22 protein-coding genes and 2 pseudogenes are annotated in these 16,593 nt (G+C 72.3%); 13 read left to right on the forward strand and 11 right to left on the reverse strand.

The window, feature by feature from the left end; genetic code table 11:
* A pseudogene (locus OG455_RS31780) lies at nt 1–504 on the forward strand (isochorismatase family protein); the annotation flags it as partial.
* A gap of 104 nt (nt 505–608) precedes the next feature.
* On the opposite strand, the gene OG455_RS31785 reads toward OG455_RS31780, so the two are convergent.
* From OG455_RS31785 to OG455_RS31805, 5 genes are all read right to left on the reverse strand, one after another.
* Nucleotides 609–833 carry a DUF397 domain-containing protein gene (locus OG455_RS31785; protein ID WP_266299658.1) on the reverse strand — a complete coding sequence of 75 codons (225 nt, stop codon included), beginning with the start codon at nt 831–833 and terminating at the stop codon, nt 609–611.
* 227 nt (nt 834–1,060) lie between these two features.
* Complete coding sequence (locus OG455_RS31790) at nt 1,061–1,393, reverse strand: DUF397 domain-containing protein (protein WP_266299660.1); 333 nt, start codon at nt 1,391–1,393, stop codon at nt 1,061–1,063.
* Between the two features lie 25 nt (nt 1,394–1,418).
* A complete protein-coding gene (locus tag OG455_RS31795; RefSeq protein WP_266301030.1) occupies nt 1,419–1,775 on the reverse strand; it encodes a DUF5753 domain-containing protein in 357 nt (118 codons plus the stop codon).
* A gap of 15 nt (nt 1,776–1,790) precedes the next feature.
* Complete coding sequence (locus OG455_RS31800; RefSeq protein ID WP_266299662.1) at nt 1,791–2,012, reverse strand: DUF397 domain-containing protein; 222 nt, start codon at nt 2,010–2,012, stop codon at nt 1,791–1,793.
* Nucleotides 2,009–2,863 (reverse strand): helix-turn-helix transcriptional regulator, encoded by an 855-nt coding sequence (locus OG455_RS31805; RefSeq protein ID WP_266299664.1) that lies wholly within the window; start codon nt 2,861–2,863, stop codon nt 2,009–2,011. Before OG455_RS31805 ends, OG455_RS31800 begins: the two co-directional genes overlap by 4 nt.
* Before the next feature lie 272 nt (nt 2,864–3,135).
* On the opposite strand from OG455_RS31805, the gene OG455_RS31810 reads away from it, so the two are divergent.
* Genes OG455_RS31810 through OG455_RS31820 form a run of 3 tightly spaced genes read left to right on the forward strand, consistent with a single transcriptional unit; the run spans nt 3,136 to nt 3,834 of the window.
* On the forward strand, nt 3,136–3,366 hold the full coding sequence (locus OG455_RS31810; protein WP_266299666.1) for a hypothetical protein: 231 nt from the start codon (nt 3,136–3,138) through the stop codon (nt 3,364–3,366).
* The gene (locus OG455_RS31815; protein ID WP_266299668.1) at nt 3,347–3,661 is read left to right on the forward strand and encodes a hypothetical protein; all 315 of its coding nucleotides are present in this window, start codon (nt 3,347–3,349) and stop codon (nt 3,659–3,661) included. Before OG455_RS31810 ends, OG455_RS31815 begins: the two co-directional genes overlap by 20 nt.
* The gene (locus OG455_RS31820; protein WP_266299670.1) at nt 3,658–3,834 is read left to right on the forward strand and encodes a hypothetical protein; all 177 of its coding nucleotides are present in this window, start codon (nt 3,658–3,660) and stop codon (nt 3,832–3,834) included. Before OG455_RS31815 ends, OG455_RS31820 begins: the two co-directional genes overlap by 4 nt.
* A 110-nt stretch (nt 3,835–3,944) precedes the next feature.
* Here OG455_RS31820 and OG455_RS31825 read toward each other — a convergent pair whose 3' ends face one another.
* Together OG455_RS31825 and OG455_RS31830 are read right to left on the reverse strand one after the other, a co-directional pair.
* Nucleotides 3,945–4,100, reverse strand: a complete 156-nt coding sequence (locus OG455_RS31825; protein ID WP_266299672.1) for a DUF6131 family protein — start codon at nt 4,098–4,100, stop codon at nt 3,945–3,947.
* A 91-nt stretch (nt 4,101–4,191) separates the two neighbouring features.
* On the reverse strand, nt 4,192–4,914 hold the full coding sequence (locus tag OG455_RS31830; protein ID WP_266299674.1) for a TetR/AcrR family transcriptional regulator: 723 nt from the start codon (nt 4,912–4,914) through the stop codon (nt 4,192–4,194).
* Between the two features lie 125 nt (nt 4,915–5,039).
* Here OG455_RS31830 and OG455_RS31835 point away from each other — a divergent pair, with 125 nt between their 5' ends.
* The 4 genes from OG455_RS31835 (at nt 5,040) to OG455_RS31850 (ending at nt 6,984) form a co-directional block, all read left to right on the forward strand.
* Nucleotides 5,040–5,690 (forward strand): hypothetical protein, encoded by a 651-nt coding sequence (locus tag OG455_RS31835; protein WP_266299676.1) that lies wholly within the window; start codon nt 5,040–5,042, stop codon nt 5,688–5,690.
* A 48-nt stretch (nt 5,691–5,738) separates the two neighbouring features.
* The gene (locus OG455_RS31840; RefSeq protein ID WP_266299678.1) at nt 5,739–5,912 is read left to right on the forward strand and encodes a CsbD family protein; all 174 of its coding nucleotides are present in this window, start codon (nt 5,739–5,741) and stop codon (nt 5,910–5,912) included.
* Between the two features lie 147 nt (nt 5,913–6,059).
* Nucleotides 6,060–6,713 (forward strand): HemK2/MTQ2 family protein methyltransferase, encoded by a 654-nt coding sequence (locus OG455_RS31845; protein ID WP_266299679.1) that lies wholly within the window; start codon nt 6,060–6,062, stop codon nt 6,711–6,713.
* 28 nt (nt 6,714–6,741) lie between these two features.
* Nucleotides 6,742–6,984, forward strand: a complete 243-nt coding sequence (locus OG455_RS31850) for a CDGSH iron-sulfur domain-containing protein (RefSeq protein WP_266299680.1) — start codon at nt 6,742–6,744, stop codon at nt 6,982–6,984.
* 59 nt (nt 6,985–7,043) lie between these two features.
* Here OG455_RS31850 and OG455_RS31855 read toward each other — a convergent pair whose 3' ends face one another.
* From OG455_RS31855 to OG455_RS31865, 3 genes are all read right to left on the reverse strand, one after another.
* Nucleotides 7,044–8,012, reverse strand: coding sequence for an iron-containing redox enzyme family protein (locus tag OG455_RS31855; RefSeq protein ID WP_266299682.1), 969 nt, complete (start codon nt 8,010–8,012; stop codon nt 7,044–7,046).
* A 167-nt stretch (nt 8,013–8,179) separates the two neighbouring features.
* On the reverse strand, nt 8,180–9,049 hold the full coding sequence (ddaH, locus tag OG455_RS31860) for a dimethylargininase (RefSeq protein WP_353963024.1): 870 nt from the start codon (nt 9,047–9,049) through the stop codon (nt 8,180–8,182).
* A gap of 152 nt (nt 9,050–9,201) precedes the next feature.
* A complete protein-coding gene (locus OG455_RS31865; RefSeq protein ID WP_266299686.1) occupies nt 9,202–9,828 on the reverse strand; it encodes a TetR/AcrR family transcriptional regulator in 627 nt (208 codons plus the stop codon).
* A 71-nt stretch (nt 9,829–9,899) separates the two neighbouring features.
* On the opposite strand from OG455_RS31865, the pseudogene OG455_RS31870 reads away from it, so the two are divergent.
* The 3 genes and pseudogenes from OG455_RS31870 to OG455_RS31880 all read left to right on the forward strand — a co-directional run.
* Nucleotides 9,900–10,310: pseudogene (locus tag OG455_RS31870) on the forward strand (cupin domain-containing protein); the annotation flags it as partial.
* Between the two features lie 102 nt (nt 10,311–10,412).
* Nucleotides 10,413–11,234 (forward strand): alpha/beta fold hydrolase, encoded by an 822-nt coding sequence (locus OG455_RS31875; RefSeq protein ID WP_266301031.1) that lies wholly within the window; start codon nt 10,413–10,415, stop codon nt 11,232–11,234.
* A gap of 350 nt (nt 11,235–11,584) precedes the next feature.
* Nucleotides 11,585–12,604 (forward strand): LLM class flavin-dependent oxidoreductase, encoded by a 1,020-nt coding sequence (locus OG455_RS31880; protein ID WP_266299688.1) that lies wholly within the window; start codon nt 11,585–11,587, stop codon nt 12,602–12,604.
* A gap of 167 nt (nt 12,605–12,771) precedes the next feature.
* On the opposite strand, the gene OG455_RS31885 is transcribed toward OG455_RS31880, so the two are convergent.
* The gene (locus OG455_RS31885) at nt 12,772–13,869 is read right to left on the reverse strand and encodes an Lrp/AsnC family transcriptional regulator (RefSeq protein WP_266299690.1); all 1,098 of its coding nucleotides are present in this window, start codon (nt 13,867–13,869) and stop codon (nt 12,772–12,774) included.
* A 156-nt stretch (nt 13,870–14,025) separates the two neighbouring features.
* Between OG455_RS31885 and OG455_RS31890 the strand changes: the two genes are divergently transcribed.
* Together OG455_RS31890 and OG455_RS31895 are read left to right on the forward strand one after the other, a co-directional pair.
* Nucleotides 14,026–15,195 (forward strand): alpha-hydroxy-acid oxidizing protein, encoded by a 1,170-nt coding sequence (locus tag OG455_RS31890; RefSeq protein ID WP_266299692.1) that lies wholly within the window; start codon nt 14,026–14,028, stop codon nt 15,193–15,195.
* A gap of 174 nt (nt 15,196–15,369) precedes the next feature.
* Entirely contained in the window at nt 15,370–16,587 is a 1,218-nt protein-coding gene (locus OG455_RS31895; protein WP_266299694.1) for an agmatine deiminase family protein, read from the forward strand.
* The last annotated feature ends 6 nt before the right edge of the window (nt 16,588–16,593 follow it).

A 16,593-nucleotide genomic window follows, 5' to 3' on the forward strand; every position in this document is an offset into this window, starting at 1 on the left:
CGACACACCTACACCGGTGGCGTGATGGAGCTCGACGGCTGGCAGGACGCGCTCGACTCCGCGGCCGCGCTACTGGGCCGGGCGCGGGCGGCGGGCGCGACGGTCATCCACGTCATCAACGACGGCGGCGAGGGCACCCCGTACGACATCCGCGCCGAGATCGGGCAGATCCACCCGAGCGTGGCCCCGGTCGAGGGCGAGTCCGTCGTCGTCAAGCAGGTGCCGAACGCGTTCGTCGACACCGATCTGGGCGAGCGGGTCGACGCCGCCGGCCACAAGGACGTCATCGTCGCCGGCTTCATGACGCACATGTGCGTGACGTTCACGGTGGAAGGCGCCTTCCTGCGCGGCAACCGCCCCACGGTGGTGGCCGACGCCTGCGCGACGCGCCCGCTGCGCTCGGTGGGCGCCGAGCTCTCCGCCGACCAGATCCACCACGGCGCACTCGCGACGATCGCCGACCTGTACGGGGTCGTGGTGGAGTCCGCCAAGTCCCTGCGCTGAGCGGCCGGGAGCCCGCACCCGCGCCGCCCTTGCCCCACGGCCCCCCGCACGCGAGCGGGGGGCCGCGCCTCTTCGAGGACGGCCTGTGGATCAGACGAAGGGCTTCAGCTGCCCGCGACCGCGAGCCGCCCGGCGCAGACCGCGCCGGCGAACGCCGCCCACGCCTGCGGCGAGAACCGGAGCGCCGGCCCTGCGGGGTCCTTGCTGTCCCGGACGGCGACCTCGCCCGGCAGTCCTGTCGCGCACTCCACGCAGTTGGCGTCGTCACTGCTGTAGCTGGACTTGTGGAAGCGCAGGCCAGTGGCATCGGCATTGGGGTAGTACGTCACTTGGTCAGCTTGTCCTTCTGTGCAGTGATCAACTTGAGGGACTCATCAACGCTCATGGCCCCCGAAGGTCGCAGTAGACAGGGCAGACGGCTCGTCCATCAGTCTCGGGAGGGACGGATGAGCTGCCTGCCGCAACAGGCTCAAGTCCTTCCGGTCACCTCTGCGTCGCAGTGGCCACCCAGTGGCCACTAACCCTGAGAACTGGTCACGTCAGTGGCGAGGTTGCATCAACAGGCGAGGTCGAACTCCCGGCCTCGAACACCGTTCAGGAAGCACTCGAACTCGTGCTGCGTGAACGCGTGAATCTGGCCTGCTGGATCAGCACTGTCGCGCACGGTCACGCCGCCGCCAACGAACGAGAGCTCGACCCGATGCCCGACGTACCGGCCCTCGCGCAAGCAGGTGAGCCAACTGGCCCAGACCTCGGCCGGGTAAACCTGCGCCGGAAGCTCGGGGCGCTTGCTGTCGCGCAGCGCCACTGCGCCAGCAAGGAAGGCGACCTCGGAACACCCCTGGGCAGTCTCACTCGCCTTCGCCTTGAACCAATGGGCGGTGCTCATGTTTGGTCGAGCTGTCATCACGGACTCACATTTCCTGGCGGACGGTTCGAAGGAATCGCACCGTGTCGGCTGGGTCGGGCGCGAGGCCCAGCAGTCGGCCGTAGAGCTGACTGAAGCGACGCGTGTCGTGGGGTTTCTGGAGGTAGAGGTTGCCACTCGGCGTGTCGCAGTAGACGACCTCAGCCTCGTGCGGATCCGGGAAATCGATCAGAGTGAAGCCACCGGCGAGTGATCCGTGGGATCCCTTGGCGAACGGGAGAACCTGGATGGTCACGTTCGGCACCTCGGCAGCGAACTGGATCAGTTGATCCAGCTGACCACGCGTCACCTCGGGCCCGCCGGCCAGCCTGCGGAGACTCGCCTCGTCGAGGACGACCTGCAGATCAAGTCCAGGGTTTCAGCTGTCCGCGACCGCGAGCCGCCCGGCGCCGACCGCGCCGGCGAACGCCGTCCACGCCTGCGGCGAGAACTGGAGCGCCGGGCCTGCGGGGTCCTTGCTGTCCCGGACGGCGATGTCACCGGACGCTGCGGCGCACTCGACGCAGTTCCCGTCCTCGTTGCTCCAGCTCGACTTCTGCCAGCGCACTGCCAGGGCGGACGCATTCGGAAAGCTGCTCACTTGATTGTGTCTCTCTTCTCGATGATGAGCGCGTGCGAGTCGTCGAGGTTCAGAGCCGCCGCAATGATCTGGTTGAAGCCCGCTCGGTAGACCTCCACTCGCTCTGGCTCATCCTCCCAGCGACTGCCCGCATGGCCTGGCGCAAGGACGACGTCGAGCGCGCGTGCGGGGAACTCCAGCAGAGTGTAGGCACCGTTCATACCTGGATGCGGCGGCGCCGATGACTCCATGATCTGAACCTTGATGTTCGGGTTGCCGTGCAGGCTGATGAGCTTGTTGAGCTGATCAGCCATCACTCCTTCGCCCATGTTGGCCGAGAGAGCTGACTCGTGGATGACAGCCCACATCGTGACCGGGTTCTCTGCCCGCGTCAGGATTGCCTGCCTCGCGATCCGGACATCGAGCAACGCCGGAATGGCTGCCGGGGTGCGGCTCAGCCTGGAGAAGATCGCCTGCGCGTACGCCCGTGTCTGGAACAACCCCGGGATGAACGAAGCCTCGTAGGACTTGATCCCCACGGCGCTCGCTTCAAGAGTGATCAGGTCGGTGTGGAGAAGGTTGAGCGCGTCACTGTAGCCCTGCCACCAGCCGCGCTTCGGCTTCTCCTTGACGATCTGCAGCAGCACGGTCTTGAGGTCAGCGTCGCATTCGTAGATGTCGAGCAGAGCGCCAACCACCTCCGCCTTCGGGTTGGCGACGCGGGCGTTCTCGTAGCGGCTCAGCTTGGGCAGGTTCATCCCAGGGATCTGGCCCACGACTTCCTCGGCCGAGAAGCCCTTGTCCTCGCGCAGGCGGCGTAGCTCAGCCGCGAGGCGCCGATGGCGCACGGTGGGCACGTCGTTAGCGGCCATCCTTCTCACCCCTCCTGACCCGTCAGGTGGCCAGTCTGCCTGCCCGCAAGGGGCCTGCGCCACCGCCAACCCGACTTTAGAGCGGGCGAATTCACGTTCGAATTGAATGTTTTCAGATTTCGCCGAGCCACTTGCAAAACGGCACGACCGGCCAGCATGCTTTGAGTGACGGAGCATCACCTAACAGTGATCAACATCCTCCTCCGCCTGTCACCCCTGCACGCCCAGAGCCGGTTCGACCACCCGTCAGAGCCGAGCGAGGAGACCGCACCATGACCGCAAGTTTCGAAAATCCCTCCGAGCAGCGCGCCCTCACCTCCGCCGCCGCGCTGACCGCCGTCCTCAGCGACGCGGCCATCACCATCCCCTCCCTGGGGGTGGACTGGCCCACCGTCACTGGTCACTACCTGGTCACCCTCGGCCGGGTCCGCTCCGATGTGGTCGACGAGTTGACCGCCCTGCTCCGCGACGGCCTGAACGCCCGTGCCCAGCAGCAGCGTTGAACCCGCCCAGGAGCGCGAACAGCGCGAGGCCGCCGAACGCGCCGTCGCGGCCATGGTGGACGCCCTCGCGCTGGCCGGACTGCCGCCGCTGGTTGGGTTGGAAGGCGCCCGGATCACCATCACCACCGCAGGCGCCCACATCCAGATCGGCGGCTGCGGCACCCCCGCGCTCCAGGCGATCGCCGACCACATCGCCGCCCACGCGCGCTGCACGGGCCGCGTCGTCCGAGGCTCCATCGTGCCCACTGGCCTGGCCGAACTGCCCGGTCTGCGCGCCGAACTGAGGCCCCGATGAAGCCGGGGAAGCAGAGCGCGATGACCCTGCGCGTCTACCGGATCACCCCCACCGGCAAGCGCATCAGGCTCTCCACCACCCGCGTCTCGGCCGACGCCCCCGACACCCGCCCCTTCAGCGACCTCTGGCCGCACTGCGGCTGCCCGCGCTGCGCCCCATCGGCCCGCACGTGAGGACGGGCCGGCGCTGTTGGCTCGGTTACCGCCGGCCCGCAGCCCGCAGCCCGTAGCCCGGGCCGGAGGCGGTTGGTCCGCCCTCGGTCCGGGCCGCGGTGGTGGCCGGGTTACCAGTAGTGCCGGCGGCCGGCGACCTCGTGGCCGGCTGCGCCCAGGGCCCACAGGGCGAGGCCGATGAGGGCCAGGGCGATGCCTATGGTCCACAGGATGGAAATGCTGCTGACGAATCCGATGACGAGAAGGATGACTCCGAGGACGATCACGGTGAACTCCGTTTTTCGTTCCCCCCGGTGATGTGGTCCTCCGGCGGTGCGGAGGGAGTGCTGCTCCCTTTCCTGGAGGGCGTGTGCCCGGTTACGGGGTCGGGGTGGGGGTGGTGGTGGGGGTGAGTGTGGCGGTGAGGCCGTTGAGGAGGATGTCGAGGCCGCGCTCGAGTTCGGCGGCGCCGTCGTAGGAGGCGAGGGTGGTGGCGAGGCTGCGCAGGAGGGGGAACTCGGTGATCGGCAGCCGGTGCAGACCCAGGCGTAGCAGGTCGTCGGTCTCGTCGGGGTTGTCGACGAGTTCCTGCAGTTCGTTGAGCACGTGGCCGTTGAGCAGCCCGAAGAGGGCCCGGTAGATGTGCAGGGCGTCGGCGGTGGTGAAGCCGGCGCGGGTGAGCAGGGCGAGGGTGGCTTCGAGCGGGCGCAGGGTGCCGCGGGGTCGGAGGGCGAGCGGGGTGGCGAGGGGGCGGGTGACCAGCAGGGGGACGACGTTGGGGTGGGTCAGGGCGAGTCGGCGGTACTGGCGGGCGACGGCGCGCAGTTGGGCGGGCCAGTCCGGGTCGGTGGGGTCGACGGTGAGTTCGTCGAGGACCGTCTCGGCGACGCCGTCGAGCAGGGCGGCCTTGTTGGCGGCGTAGCGGTAGAGGCTCATCGGGTCGTGGCCCAGGGCGCGCGCCAGGCGGCGCATGGACATCTTCTCGATGCCCTCGCGGTCGATGATCTCCAGCGCGCAGGCGAGCATGCGCTCCCGGCTGAGCTTTCCGCCGACGGGCGGGTCGCAGTCCCGCAGAGCCGGGTCGACCGGGGGCGGGACCATGGCGGGCGCCTTCTCTCGCTGGGTGAGTGCCGATGAACGCAAAGTTCGTAGACATACGGTGTAGACACCAGTCTAGTCCAGGAGTTGACTGTAGGCATACGACGTAGATCCGTTAGGAGCACGTCATGCTCATTGTTCTCGGACTCATCCTCCTGGTCGTCGCGGCCGTCGTCGCGATCGCCGGAATCCTCAGCAACACCGGCAGCGCACACGCGCTCACCAACGCGTTCACCGTGTTCGGGCACCACATGACCGGCTCCACCGGCGCGCTCTTCCTCTACGGCATCGTCGTCGGAGCGGTGGGCATGCTGGGGCTGGCCCTGCTGCTGGCCGGCGCTCGGCGCGGCGCGGCCGCCCGCGACGGACTGCGGCACTCGCGCCGGGAGACGGCGGCCGTCAGCCGACACCGTGACGATCTGGCCGAGCAGCGCGACACCCTCGCCGCGGAGCGGAAGTCGCTGGCCGAGCAGCGCGACGACCTCGCCCAGCAGCGGGACGCCCTCATCACCCGGCAGAGCGCCCCGGCCGGCGAGCAGACGGCCGGCACCCGCGTGGGCCCCATGCCGCAGGCCGATGGTGGCCCGCCGGCCGCCGGTACGCCGCAGGCCGCCGGCATCCCGCCGGCCGACGCTACCCCGCCGGCCGACGCCACCCCGCCGGCCGGCGCCACCCCGCTCGCCCGCACCACGTCGCAGTCCGACGACGGCGAGCCGGAGCCCGACCGCGGGCACCGCAGGCCGCACCTGCTCCTCGGACACCACTCCGGGCGCCGGTAGGCCGCCGCACCCGCACCGTCGGACGCGCTCACGAAAGGAAATCCAGTCATGGGTATCGGTAAGAAGGCCGCCCACAAGGCCGAAGCGGTCAAGGGCGGCGTGAAGAAGACCGTCGGACGTGCCACCGGCGATCGCGGCCTCGAAGCGGAGGGCCGTGGCGACCAGGTCAAGGGCGACGCCAAGCAGGCGGGCGCCAAGGTCAAGGACGCGTTCAAGCACTGACCGTTCAAGCCCTGACCGTTCAAGCACAGACCGCCCGGCCGTGTGCCCGGCCTCGCGAGGCCGGGCACACGACCTCGCGTCGGCCCCCACGGTCCCCACGGTGGCAGGTCAGGGTGTCGCACGTCCCCCGAGGGGCAGACGAGAAGTATGTGGCTGATAAAACCCCCTGGTGTCTACCGCGCCCAGGAAGACACCGATCTGCTGATCGCGAGTCTGGGCCGCGAGCGTCTGCGAGAAGGCGACGAAGTGCTCGACCTCGGCACCGGCACAGGTGCGGTGGCCCTCGCGGCGGCCGGCACCGGCGCCCGGGTCACCGCTATCGACGTCTCGCGGCGCGCCCTGGCCACGGCCTGGCTCAACGGCGCGGTGAACGGCCGGCACATCCACGTGCTGCAGGGCGACCTGCTGGAGCCGGTGCGCGGCCGGCGGTTCGACCTGATCGCCTCCAACCCGCCGTACGTGCCGGCCGCCGCGAGCGCACCGCCCTCCCACGGCCTCGCCCGGGCCTGGGACGCCGGGCCGGACGGGCGGGCGCTGGTGGACCGGATCTGCCGCACCGGGCCGGCCTTCCTGGCGCCCGGGGGTGTCCTGCTGCTGGTGCACTCCTCGCTGTGCGGGGTCGAGGAGAGCTGTCGGGCCCTTCACCTGGCGGGGCTGCGGACCGAGGTCGTCGCCCGCCGGCGCCTCCCGTTCGGCCCCGTGATGTCGGCGCGCGCCGACTGGTTCGAGGAGCAGGGCCTGGTCGCCCCCGGGGTGCGCCACGAGGAGCTGGCGGTGATCCGCGGTGTCCGCCCCGAGTAGCCGGCCGGCTGCGGCGGCGCGGGTGGTCATGCCCGGTGACGTCGGTCCGGTGCTGGTGAGCGGGCCGGTCGAGATCGTGCTGCCCGACGGCACGGTGACGACGAGCGAGCGGCCGGTGGTGGCTCTCTGCGTGTGCCGGCGCAGCAAGCACTACCCGTTCTGCGACACCAGCCACCGCCGCCGCTCGGTGCCGCCCACCGAGCGGCGCGAGCAGGGCGCCGGGGAGCCCCCGCCGGAGGGCGGGACGCTCGCTGAGCCCGCCAGTCGCTGAGCCGACCGAGTCGCTGAGCGGACCGAGTCGCTGAGCGCGTCAGCCGCGTCAACGCGGGTTCAGGCGGCCGCCGCGGCGTCGAGCGGGGCGAGCAGGGCACTGCGCCCCTGTTTCCAGCAGGCGAGCGCGTGCCGCGCGAGGCGGTCGTCGAGCAGCGTGCTCGCGGCGAGGCCGAAGGCGATGTCGTCCGCCAGTTCCGGTTCGTCCCGGAGCAGGGCGTCGATGACACCGTGGCGCATCAGCTGTTCGTGCACCGCGTCGGCCTCGACGTGCTCCAGGTAGAAGCGGGTGCCCGCGGGCCCTGCACCGAGCCGCTCCAGGGCGGCGGCCAGGCGCGCGGAGCCGGGCGAGGAGGTGATCTCGACTCCGGCGAACTGCCCGACCAGCGCGCCGCGGTGCGCGCGGTGCAGGGCGAACAGGGACATCAGGTTGACGACCGCCAGCGCGGCCGCGGGCGCGTGGTCCAGGTATCGGCCGTAGCCGCTGTCGAGGTCGAGGTCGTCCATCATCTCGGCGAACAGGCGGGAGTGGGCCCGCTCGGCGCGGCCGGCGCCGTACTCGTCGTACTGGACCGCCACCATGGCCGCCTGGGCGGCGCCGTGCAGGCGCGGGATCGCCCAGGTCTGCGGGTCGGCCTCCTTGAGGTGGTAGAGGGAGCGCAGGGCCAGGTACTCGCGGGCCTGCCACCGCTCGCCCTCGCGCAGCAGGTGGTGGGAGAGGCCGTCCCCGTCGGCCGGCTCGACCAGGAGGTCGCGCAACTGCTCGTCCAGCGGTGCCACCGCGCCGGTCTCGGCCCGCAGGGCGTCCAGGAAGGACCGTTCCAGCCGTCCGCGCAGGGCCAGCAGCCCCGGATGCCACTCCCACCCGGCGTCCACTCCCGCGAAGGAGCGGTAGTGCAGTTCGTAGCAGAGGTACAGCGCGAGCTGGTGGTCCCCGCTCCACGGGTCGGCGGCGGCCGGGCCGGCGGACAGCGTGGCGGCAACGGGCCCGGGGCCGGCGGCGAGCAGTGTGACGAGACGGTCGGTCAAGGGCCCGCGAGGCTGCGGCAGGGGCGGCCCGGAGCCGGTAACGGTGACACCCACGGCGGATACCTCCCGGCGAGTGGTGGCGCGTGGCGGTGTGTGGCGGCGTGTGGCGGCGTGTGGTTGGGCCCCTACCCGGAAGCGGGACCCCGATGCCTGCGCGGAGCGCCGGCTCACGGCCGGGCGCGGGGCGGCGGGCGCAACTGCAGGACGCAGCACTTCGGGCCGCCGCCGGCCTTGGCGAGCTCGGAGACGTCGAGCGCGACCGGCTGGTACCCGCGCTCCGCCAGTCGCCCGGCCAGGGAGCGTGCCGCCGCGGGCAGCAGGACGTGGCGGCCGTCGCTGATGGCGTTCAGCCCGAACCGCACGGCATCCTGCTCCTCGACGCGCAGCGCGGCGGGGAACAACTCGGCGAGCCGGCGTCGGCTGGCGGGTGAGAACGCCCCGGGCCAGTACATGATCTGCTCGTCGTCGAGGACGGCCAGCGCGGTGTCCAGGTGGTAGAAGCGCGGATCGAGGAGCGTCAGCCCGACCACCGGGCGCCGCAGGTGGTCGCGGGTCTCGCCGTGGGAGGCCGCCGTGGTGCGGAAGCCGTTGCCGGCCAGCACCATCCCCGCCACCAGCAGGTGGTCGCCCTCACCCTCGTTGATGTGCTCCGCGCGGCGCACCCGCTGGTAGCCGCGGCCGCGGAACCACTTCTCGTACGCGTCGGACTCGGGCGCGCGCTGCGGATGGCGGAAGGTGGCGATCAGTGCCCTGCCGTCCACGACGGTGGCGCCGTTGGCCGCGAAGACCATGTCGGGCAGCGACGGCAGCGGCTCGATCAGCTCCACCCGGTGGCCGATGCGTAACAGGGTCTCGCGGAGCGCGCTCCACTGCTCGACCGCCAACTGCCGGTCCACCGGCCGGTCCGGCTCCATCCACGGGTTGATCGCGTACTCCACGCGGAAGTGGGTGGGCGGACACATCAGGAAGTGGCAGGGCACAGCGGCGCGTTCGGTGCGGTTTACCGGTGCGGGCGCTGTCCTCATGGCGTTCCTCATGGCGTTCCTGCCTTCCGCCGGCCCGCGTCGCGCGGGCTACAGCACCACGCTGCCCGACCCGCACCCGTGACGCGCGCCGGGGCGCGGGGGCGTGGGCGGAGGACGCGGGCGGGGGCGAGGACGAGGACGAGGACGAGGACGAGAGCGACAGGTCAGGCCCGGGCGGTGGCGACGGCCGCGCGGGTCAGGGTGGTGGCGGTGCGGACGGCGCTGGCGATGGCGGCCTCGGGGTCGAGGTGGAGCAGGTCGGTCAGCACGAAGAGGGCCTCGGCGCTCATGGCGACGGCCAGGTCGCGCTTCAGCTGGGCCAGGGCGTCGGGATCGGTGGCGCCGAGCGAGTCGCCGACCGGTTCGAGCGCGTGGTCGATGAGCCCCAGGCGCAGCGCGGGGCGGGTGGCGGCGGCGGTGGGGCGGGTGATGGTGGCCGCGATCATCGCGCGGGTGGCGCCCTGGTGGGCGAGGACCAGGCGCATCAGGTGCTCGGTCGCGGCCGCGACGCGCCGCACGGGGTCGGTGGAGTCGGCGACGGCGCGCAGTGCCTCGCCCGGGGTCGGCCACTCGCCGGCCATGGCCTCCCGGAGCAGGCTCGCCAGGTCGGGGAAGTAGCGGTAGGCGGTGGCCTCGGAGACCAGCGCCGCCTTGGCGACCTCGGGCATGGTCACCTCGCGCCCGGTGCGCATCAGCTCCACCGCGGCCGTGACGATCGCCGCGCGGGTGCGCAGCTTCTGGTTGGTGCGGCCGTTCGCACTCGGGGGAGTCTTCGATTCCGTTTCCTGCATGGCTCCACTGTACAAGCCGACTCCAATGACGAGAGAGCACTTGCACGAGTTCGCGCGACCGCACTACAGTCATGCAAGTCAACTCTCACGAAGGGCCGTCCGTGACATCACACGTCTCCGTCGTCACCCCTGGTGGCGGTGAGGTGATCGACCTGGGGCAGGCCCGGATCCGCGTCCTGGAGGACGGCGGCACCACCGCGCACCGCCTCGGCGTCGCCGAGATCACCGTCCCGCCGCACACCGCCGGTCCGCCCCAGCACCGCCACGCCCAGCACGACGAAGGCTTCTACGTGGTCTCCGGCACAGCCAGGTTCACCGTCGGCCACGACGTGCACGAGGCGCCGGCCGGGACGCTGGTCATGGTCCCGCCGGGTGCCCCGCACACCTTCGCCAATCCGGGCGACCGGCCGCTGGTCATGATCAACACCTTCACCCCGGACCTGTACGTCCAGTACTTCCGGGACCTGCGCGACATGATCGCCGCCGGTGGCGCGATGACCCCGCACCACATCTCCCAGGTGATGGGCCGCTATGCCACCACGGCGGTCACCGACCACGACCTCACGAACAGGAAGTCGACCCAGATGACTGACTCCGCCCCCGCCACCCGCACCGTCGACCTGCGCGACGGCCTGAGCATCACCCTCCAGGAGTTCGGCGAGAACGCCGACGGCACCGGCGTGCTGGTGCTGCACGGCGGCGCCGGACCGCGTTCGATCGCCGGCCTCGCCGCCGGCCTGGCCCCGTACGCCCGCGTCCTGCTGCCGACCCACCCGGGCTTCGACGGCACGCCGCGCCCCGAGGAGACCGACAGCATCGCCGACCTGGCCACCGCCTACCTCGACCTGCTCGACGAGCTCGGGCTGCACGGGGTGCTGGTGATCGGCAACTCGGGCGGCGGCTGGATCGCCGCCGAGATGGCGCTGCGCGACACCCGCAACCGGATCGCGAGCCTGGTCCTGATCGGCGCCACCGGCATCGCCCCCGAGCCCGCGCACACCATCGCGGACCCCGCCGCGCTCGGCCCGGCCCGCACCAGCGAACTGGCCTTCCACAACCCGGCCCTGCGCCCGGACGCCGCCGCGTTCAGCGAGGAGCAGAAGGCCGTCATAGCCGCCAACCAGAGCACCCTGGCCCGCTACGCCGGCCCGCTCGGCCACGACCCGAAGCTGCGCGGCCGCCTGCACCGCGTCACCGTCCCGGTGCTCGTGCTGGCCGGCGAGCAGGACGGCATCGTGCCCCTCGGGTACGAGCGCGCCCTGGCCGACTCCTTCCCGCACGCCACCTTCCGCCCGATCGCCGAGGCCGGGCACTTCCCGCACCTGGAGCAGCCGGCCGTGGTCCTCGCCGCCATCGGCGAGTTCGTCGACGGTGAGGTGAAGCCCGAGGAGAAGCCCGAGGACTGAGGCCGCACGGTCGTCGCCGCCCGGCCGGTCCCGGTCGGGCGGCGCCCTGGTGAACAGCCCGGGTGACCCGCCCTGGTGACCCGCTGTTGTTGCGGCGGCATTGCAGCTTGCGCCGCCGCTCGGTGGGACGACCCGGGCTGACCTGCGCCGATGCCGGCGCACCTGGGACCGCCCGCGGATTTTGGCGCCGCCGGGTCCGACGCCTCGACTACAGTCGGCTGCCGTGCGCGCCTGTTCGGGGGCGTGCCTGTTCGGTGCGGGCCTGTCGGTGCGGGCCTGTCGGTGCGGGCCAGTTCGGCACCCGCCTGTCCGGTGCGTGCCCGGCCGGTCCGCGGACGAGGGAGGAACCTGTGCCGCTGCCCGCGGAGCCACTGAGGAAGCTGGGCTTCCTGACGATCGGGTCGTTCGAGGAGGAGGACCCCGGGCGGGGCCACGAGGCGACGCTCGACCTCATCGAGCTGGGTGAGCGGCTCGGCTTCGACAGCGTCTGGGTGCGCCACCGCCATCTGCAGTTCGGCATCTCCTCGCCGGTGGCCGTCCTGGCGGCGGCCTCGCAGCGCACCGGCCGGATCGAGCTGGGCACGGCGGTCATCCCGCTGGGCTGGGAGAACCCGCTGCGACTGGCCGAGGACCTGGCGACGGTCGACATCCTCTCCGGCGGCCGACTCAACCCCGGTGTCAGCGTGGGGCCGCCGATGCACTACGACCGGGTCAGGTCCGCGCTCTACCCCGACACCGCCGACCTGGAGGACTTCGGCTACGGCCGCGTCCAGCGGCTGCTGGACCTCGTCCGGGGCGAGCAGGCCAGTGACTTCGGCGGGACCGAGGGCTTCGAGGTGTTCTCCCGCCGCGTCCAGCCCCACGCCCCGGGCCTGGGGCGGCGGTTGTGGTACGGCGGTGGCAGCCTGCGGTCGGCGCGGTGGGCCGGCGAGCACGGGATGAACCTGCTGACCAGCAGCGTGGTGAAGGCCGAGGAGTCCGAGGACTTCGCCGAGATCCAGCGCTCGCAGATCAAGGCGTTCCGGGCCGCCCACCCGGAGGGCGACCGCGCCCGGGTGTCCCAGGGCCTCGTGGTGATCCCCACCGACACCGCCACGCGGGAGCAGCGGGCCAAGTACGAGGAGTACGCGCGCAAGCGGGCGCCGCGCACCGCCGTCCCACAGGGGCCGGCCCGCCTGATGTTCGCCCCCGACCTCGTCGGCGGCTCCGCGGAGATCGCCGAACTGCTGTACGCCCACCCGGCGTTCCGCGAGGTCGACGAGGTCGCCTTCGCGCTGCCCTTCACCTTCGACCGCGAGGACTACGTCCAGATCCTCACGGACATCGCCACCCGACTCGCCCCCGTGCTCGGTTGGCAGCCGGCGGCCTGAGCACCGGCAGCTGATCCCGCGCCTGATCCCGTGCCTGACCCGCGTCCGACCCCGCGCCGGGCCCCGCGTCCGACCCCGCGCCGGGCCCCGCGTCCGACCCCGCGCCGGGCCCCGCGTCCGACCCCGCGCCGGGCCCCGCGTCCGACCCCGCGCCGACCCCGCCCCGGTCAGCGGACGCCCGCCGGTGGCTCCGCGGCGGCGGGGGCCGGGACTCGGCGGTGCTCGCGCGTCGTGGTGCCGGGGGCGGACCAGAGGTCGGCCGGCACGACGCCCAGGGACCGCCCGTGCGGATCGAGCAGGTGGCCCAGCAGCTTGTCCTGGCGCAGGATGACCGCCCGGTCGACGATGTCCAGGCTCGGGTGCCTGGTCGCCACCTGCGTCTCGAAGCGCAGGACATCGGGCAGGGAGTGCAGGCTCACCTCCAGGATGAGGTTGTACGGTCCGCTGATGGCAGCGCAGTTGCGGACCTCCGGGTACCGGACGAGCGCCTGGCCGACCTCCGGGAGGTCGGCGGGCGGTACCCGCGCCCAGAAGGTGACCGAGACCGGCCAGCCCCCCAGCGGGCGGGCGAAGTCGCAGCGGAAGGTGATCAGTCCGAGGTCGCCGAGCCGGTCGATCCGGCGCTTCACGGTGGAGGCGCTGGTGTCCAGCGCCGTGGCCACCGCCTGGTAGGAGGCCCTGCCGTCGACCGCCAGCCGCCCCAGGATCGCCCGGTCGAAGGCGCTGATGTCCAGCGGCCCCCGGCGGGCGCGTGGTCCGCCCGGCGGCTCGGCCAGTTGGGCGCGCTGGCCGGGGTCGAGCGCGGCGATGCGCCAGCTGCCGCCCTCGGTGAACATGTGCGTCACGATCCGGGTGCGCACGGCGGTCACGCCTGCCACGGCGGGTAGTTGGTCGAGGGTGTAGCGGGACATGGCGAGCAGGTCGCGCGTCGACACCGTCACCAGGAGGTCGTGGCTCCCGGCCGGGCGCTCGATGGTGAGCGCGTGGGCGTGGCCGCTCAACTCCCGGGCCACGGCGGCGGCGCTGCCGACGGCGCACTCGACCTCCACGAAGGCCACGCAGATGTGGTCGAAGAGCAGCGGGCCGGGCGAGCCCAGGATCCAGGCCTCACCGCGGCGCGCCAGCCGGCTCCAGCGCCGGGCGACGGTGACCGGGTCCACCCCGAGCGCCTGGCCGAGCACCGTCCACGAGGCCCGCGGGCGCAGCTGCAGGGCGTGGACGAGCGCCAGGTCCTCCTCGCTCAGCAGTGCGGCGTCTTCCTGCACCCAAGTGCCCTTTCCAGCGGGATTCCTGCGTTCGCGTCACTTCCGCCGCCAAGCATCGCACTCTGGAGAGGACGGCGGCCCGGCGCCCCTGGCCCGGAGTCCGAAGCGTCCCGAGTTCGCCCGCAGTGGCGAGAGTTCGAAGAGGAAGAGCAGCTCATGAGCCGATCGTTCGGGTCCTACCAGGACGAGATCTACGCCGGCGGCCTGCGCGGGGTCCTGCCGTCGCTGCCGATGACCTACGGCGGCTGGGAGGCGGGGGCGCGGGCCGCGCTGCCGCCGTCGGTCTGGTCCTACGTGGCGGGCGGCGCGGGCAACGAGCACACCCAGCGGGCCAACGTGGCCGCCTTCGAGGACTGGGGGCTGGTGCCGAGGATGTTCGTCGGGGCCGAGCGGCGCGACCTCTCGGTCGACCTGTTCGGGATGCGGCTGCCGACGCCGCTCTTCATGGCCCCGGTCGGCGTCATCGGGGTGTGCGCCCAGGACGGGCACGGTGACCTCGCCACGGCACGCGCCGCCGCGCGCACCGTGGTCCCGATGGTCGCCTCGACCCTGTCCGTCGACCCGATGGAGACGGTCGCCGCGGAGTTCGGCGGGACCCCGGGCTTCTTCCAGCTCTACACCCCCACCGACCGGGAGTTGGCGCAGAGCCTGGTGCGGCGCGCCGAGGCGGCCGGGTTCAAGGGCGTCGTGGTCACCCTGGACACCTGGGTCACCGGCTGGCGCCCGCGGGACCTGGCGACGAGCAACTTCCCCCAGCTGCGGGGCCACTGCCTGGCCAACTACACCAGCGACCCGGTCTTCCTGGCCCAGTTGGAGCGGTCGCCGCGGGAGGACCCGGGCGCGGCCGTCCTGCGCTGGAAGGAGGTCTTCGGCAAGGCGCTGACCTGGGACGACCTGCCGTGGCTGCGTTCGCTCACCTCGCTGCCGCTGATCGTGAAGGGCCTCTGCCATCCCGAGGACGTGCGCCGCGCCAAGGACGGCGGGGTGGACGGCATCTACTGCTCCAACCACGGCGGGCGCCAGGCCAATGGCGGGCTGCCGGCCCTCGACGCGCTGCCCGCCGTCGTGGAGGCGGCCGGCGACCTGCCCGTGCTCTTCGACTCCGGCATCCGCAGCGGGACCGACGCGGTGAAGGCCATCGCGCTGGGCGCCACCGCCGTCGGCATCGGCCGCCCCTACGCCTACGGGCTCGCGCTGGGCGGTGCCGAGGGCATCGTGCACGTGCTGCGCTCGATCCTGGCCGAGGCCGACCTGACCATGGCGGTCGACGGCTACCCCGACCTCGCCGCGCTCACCCCGGACGCGCTGCGCCGTATCCGTCAGTGACGCGGCCAGGGCCCGTGCCCCTGGCTCCGGCCGCGCGGACGGTGCCGCGGCGACCAGGAGCGCGGGCCTCGGAGGGACGTGCGCGGCGAGTCCGGTCACGACCCTTTCGTCACTATTGTGAGGATGTCGCCGAATGCGGCGGAAGTCGGCCGGGGAGCGGCCCGGAGAACCGAGGTGCCCGTGGAGATCGGCAATCCGTCCCGGCGGACGCTGCTGCGGTCCGGCGCGGCCGGCGCGGCGCTGGCGGTGCTCGGAGGGTGCTCGTCGGGCTCCAGCGGTGACGAAGCCTCACCCGGAGCCGCGTCGGCGTCGGCACCCGCGTCGGCAGCGGCGGCGACGAGCGCGGGCGCGGGCGCGGGTGCCACGGCGCGTTCGATGCCCGCCGAGTGGCTTCCGCACGTCCGGACCTTCATGGCCTGGCCGGCGCTGGAGGAGGTGTGGGGGAGTCAGCTGCCCGCGGTGCGCCAGGACATCGCGAACGTGGCGAAGGCGGTGGCCGGATTCGAGCCGGTGGTGCTGATGGCGCGGTCCGACCAGGCTGATGACGCCCGGCAGATGTGCGGCTCCTCGGTCGAGGTGATCGAGCTGACGGTGGACGACCTGTGGGCGCGGGACACCGGGCCGACCTTCGTGACGGGGCCGCAGGGCCTGGCCGGCGTGGACCTCAACTTCAACGGCTGGGGCGGCAAGCAGACCCACGACAACGACAGCCAGGTCGCCAGGAACCTGCTCGACAAGTACGGGATCGTCCGCGTCCAGGCACCGATCACCGGCGAGGGCGGGGCGATCGAGGTCGACGGCGAAGGCACGCTGATGGCCACGGAGAGCTCCTGGGTCAACGCCAACCGGAACCCGGGCAAGTCCCGCGATCAGATCGAGGCGGATCTGAAGCAGCTGCTGGGTGTCTCCAAGGTCATCTGGATCCCGGGGGTGGCCGGCCAGGACATCACCGACTGTCACATCGACGCGCTGGCCAGGTTCGCCGAGCCGGGCGTGGTCGTCCTCCACCGGCCGGCGGCGGACACCCCGCCGGACATCTGGACCCAGGCCTCCGACCAGGCGCTGCAGATCCTCGGCGCGGCGACCGACGCGAAGGGGCGCAGGCTCCGGGTCGTCGAGCTGACCGAGCCCGACTCCAGCGCGATCGAGGGCCAGGGCAAGGACTTCCTCGCCACCTACCTCAATTTCTACGTGGTCAACGGCGGTGTGATCGCGCCGATGTTCGGCGATCAGAGCGCGGACGACCACGCGGCTGCGACCCTGGCCGACCTCCACCCGGGGCGGAAGGTCGTGCAGTTGTCGATCAACGCGATCGCCGCCGGGGGCGGGGGCATCCACTGCGCGACGCAGCAGCAGCCGGTGGCCCCGGGCCCCTCGGCGTCGGCCTCGTGAGCGCCT

This window comes from Kitasatospora sp. NBC_01287 (genome assembly GCF_026340565.1).
Classification (GTDB): Bacteria; Actinomycetota; Actinomycetes; order Streptomycetales; family Streptomycetaceae; genus Kitasatospora.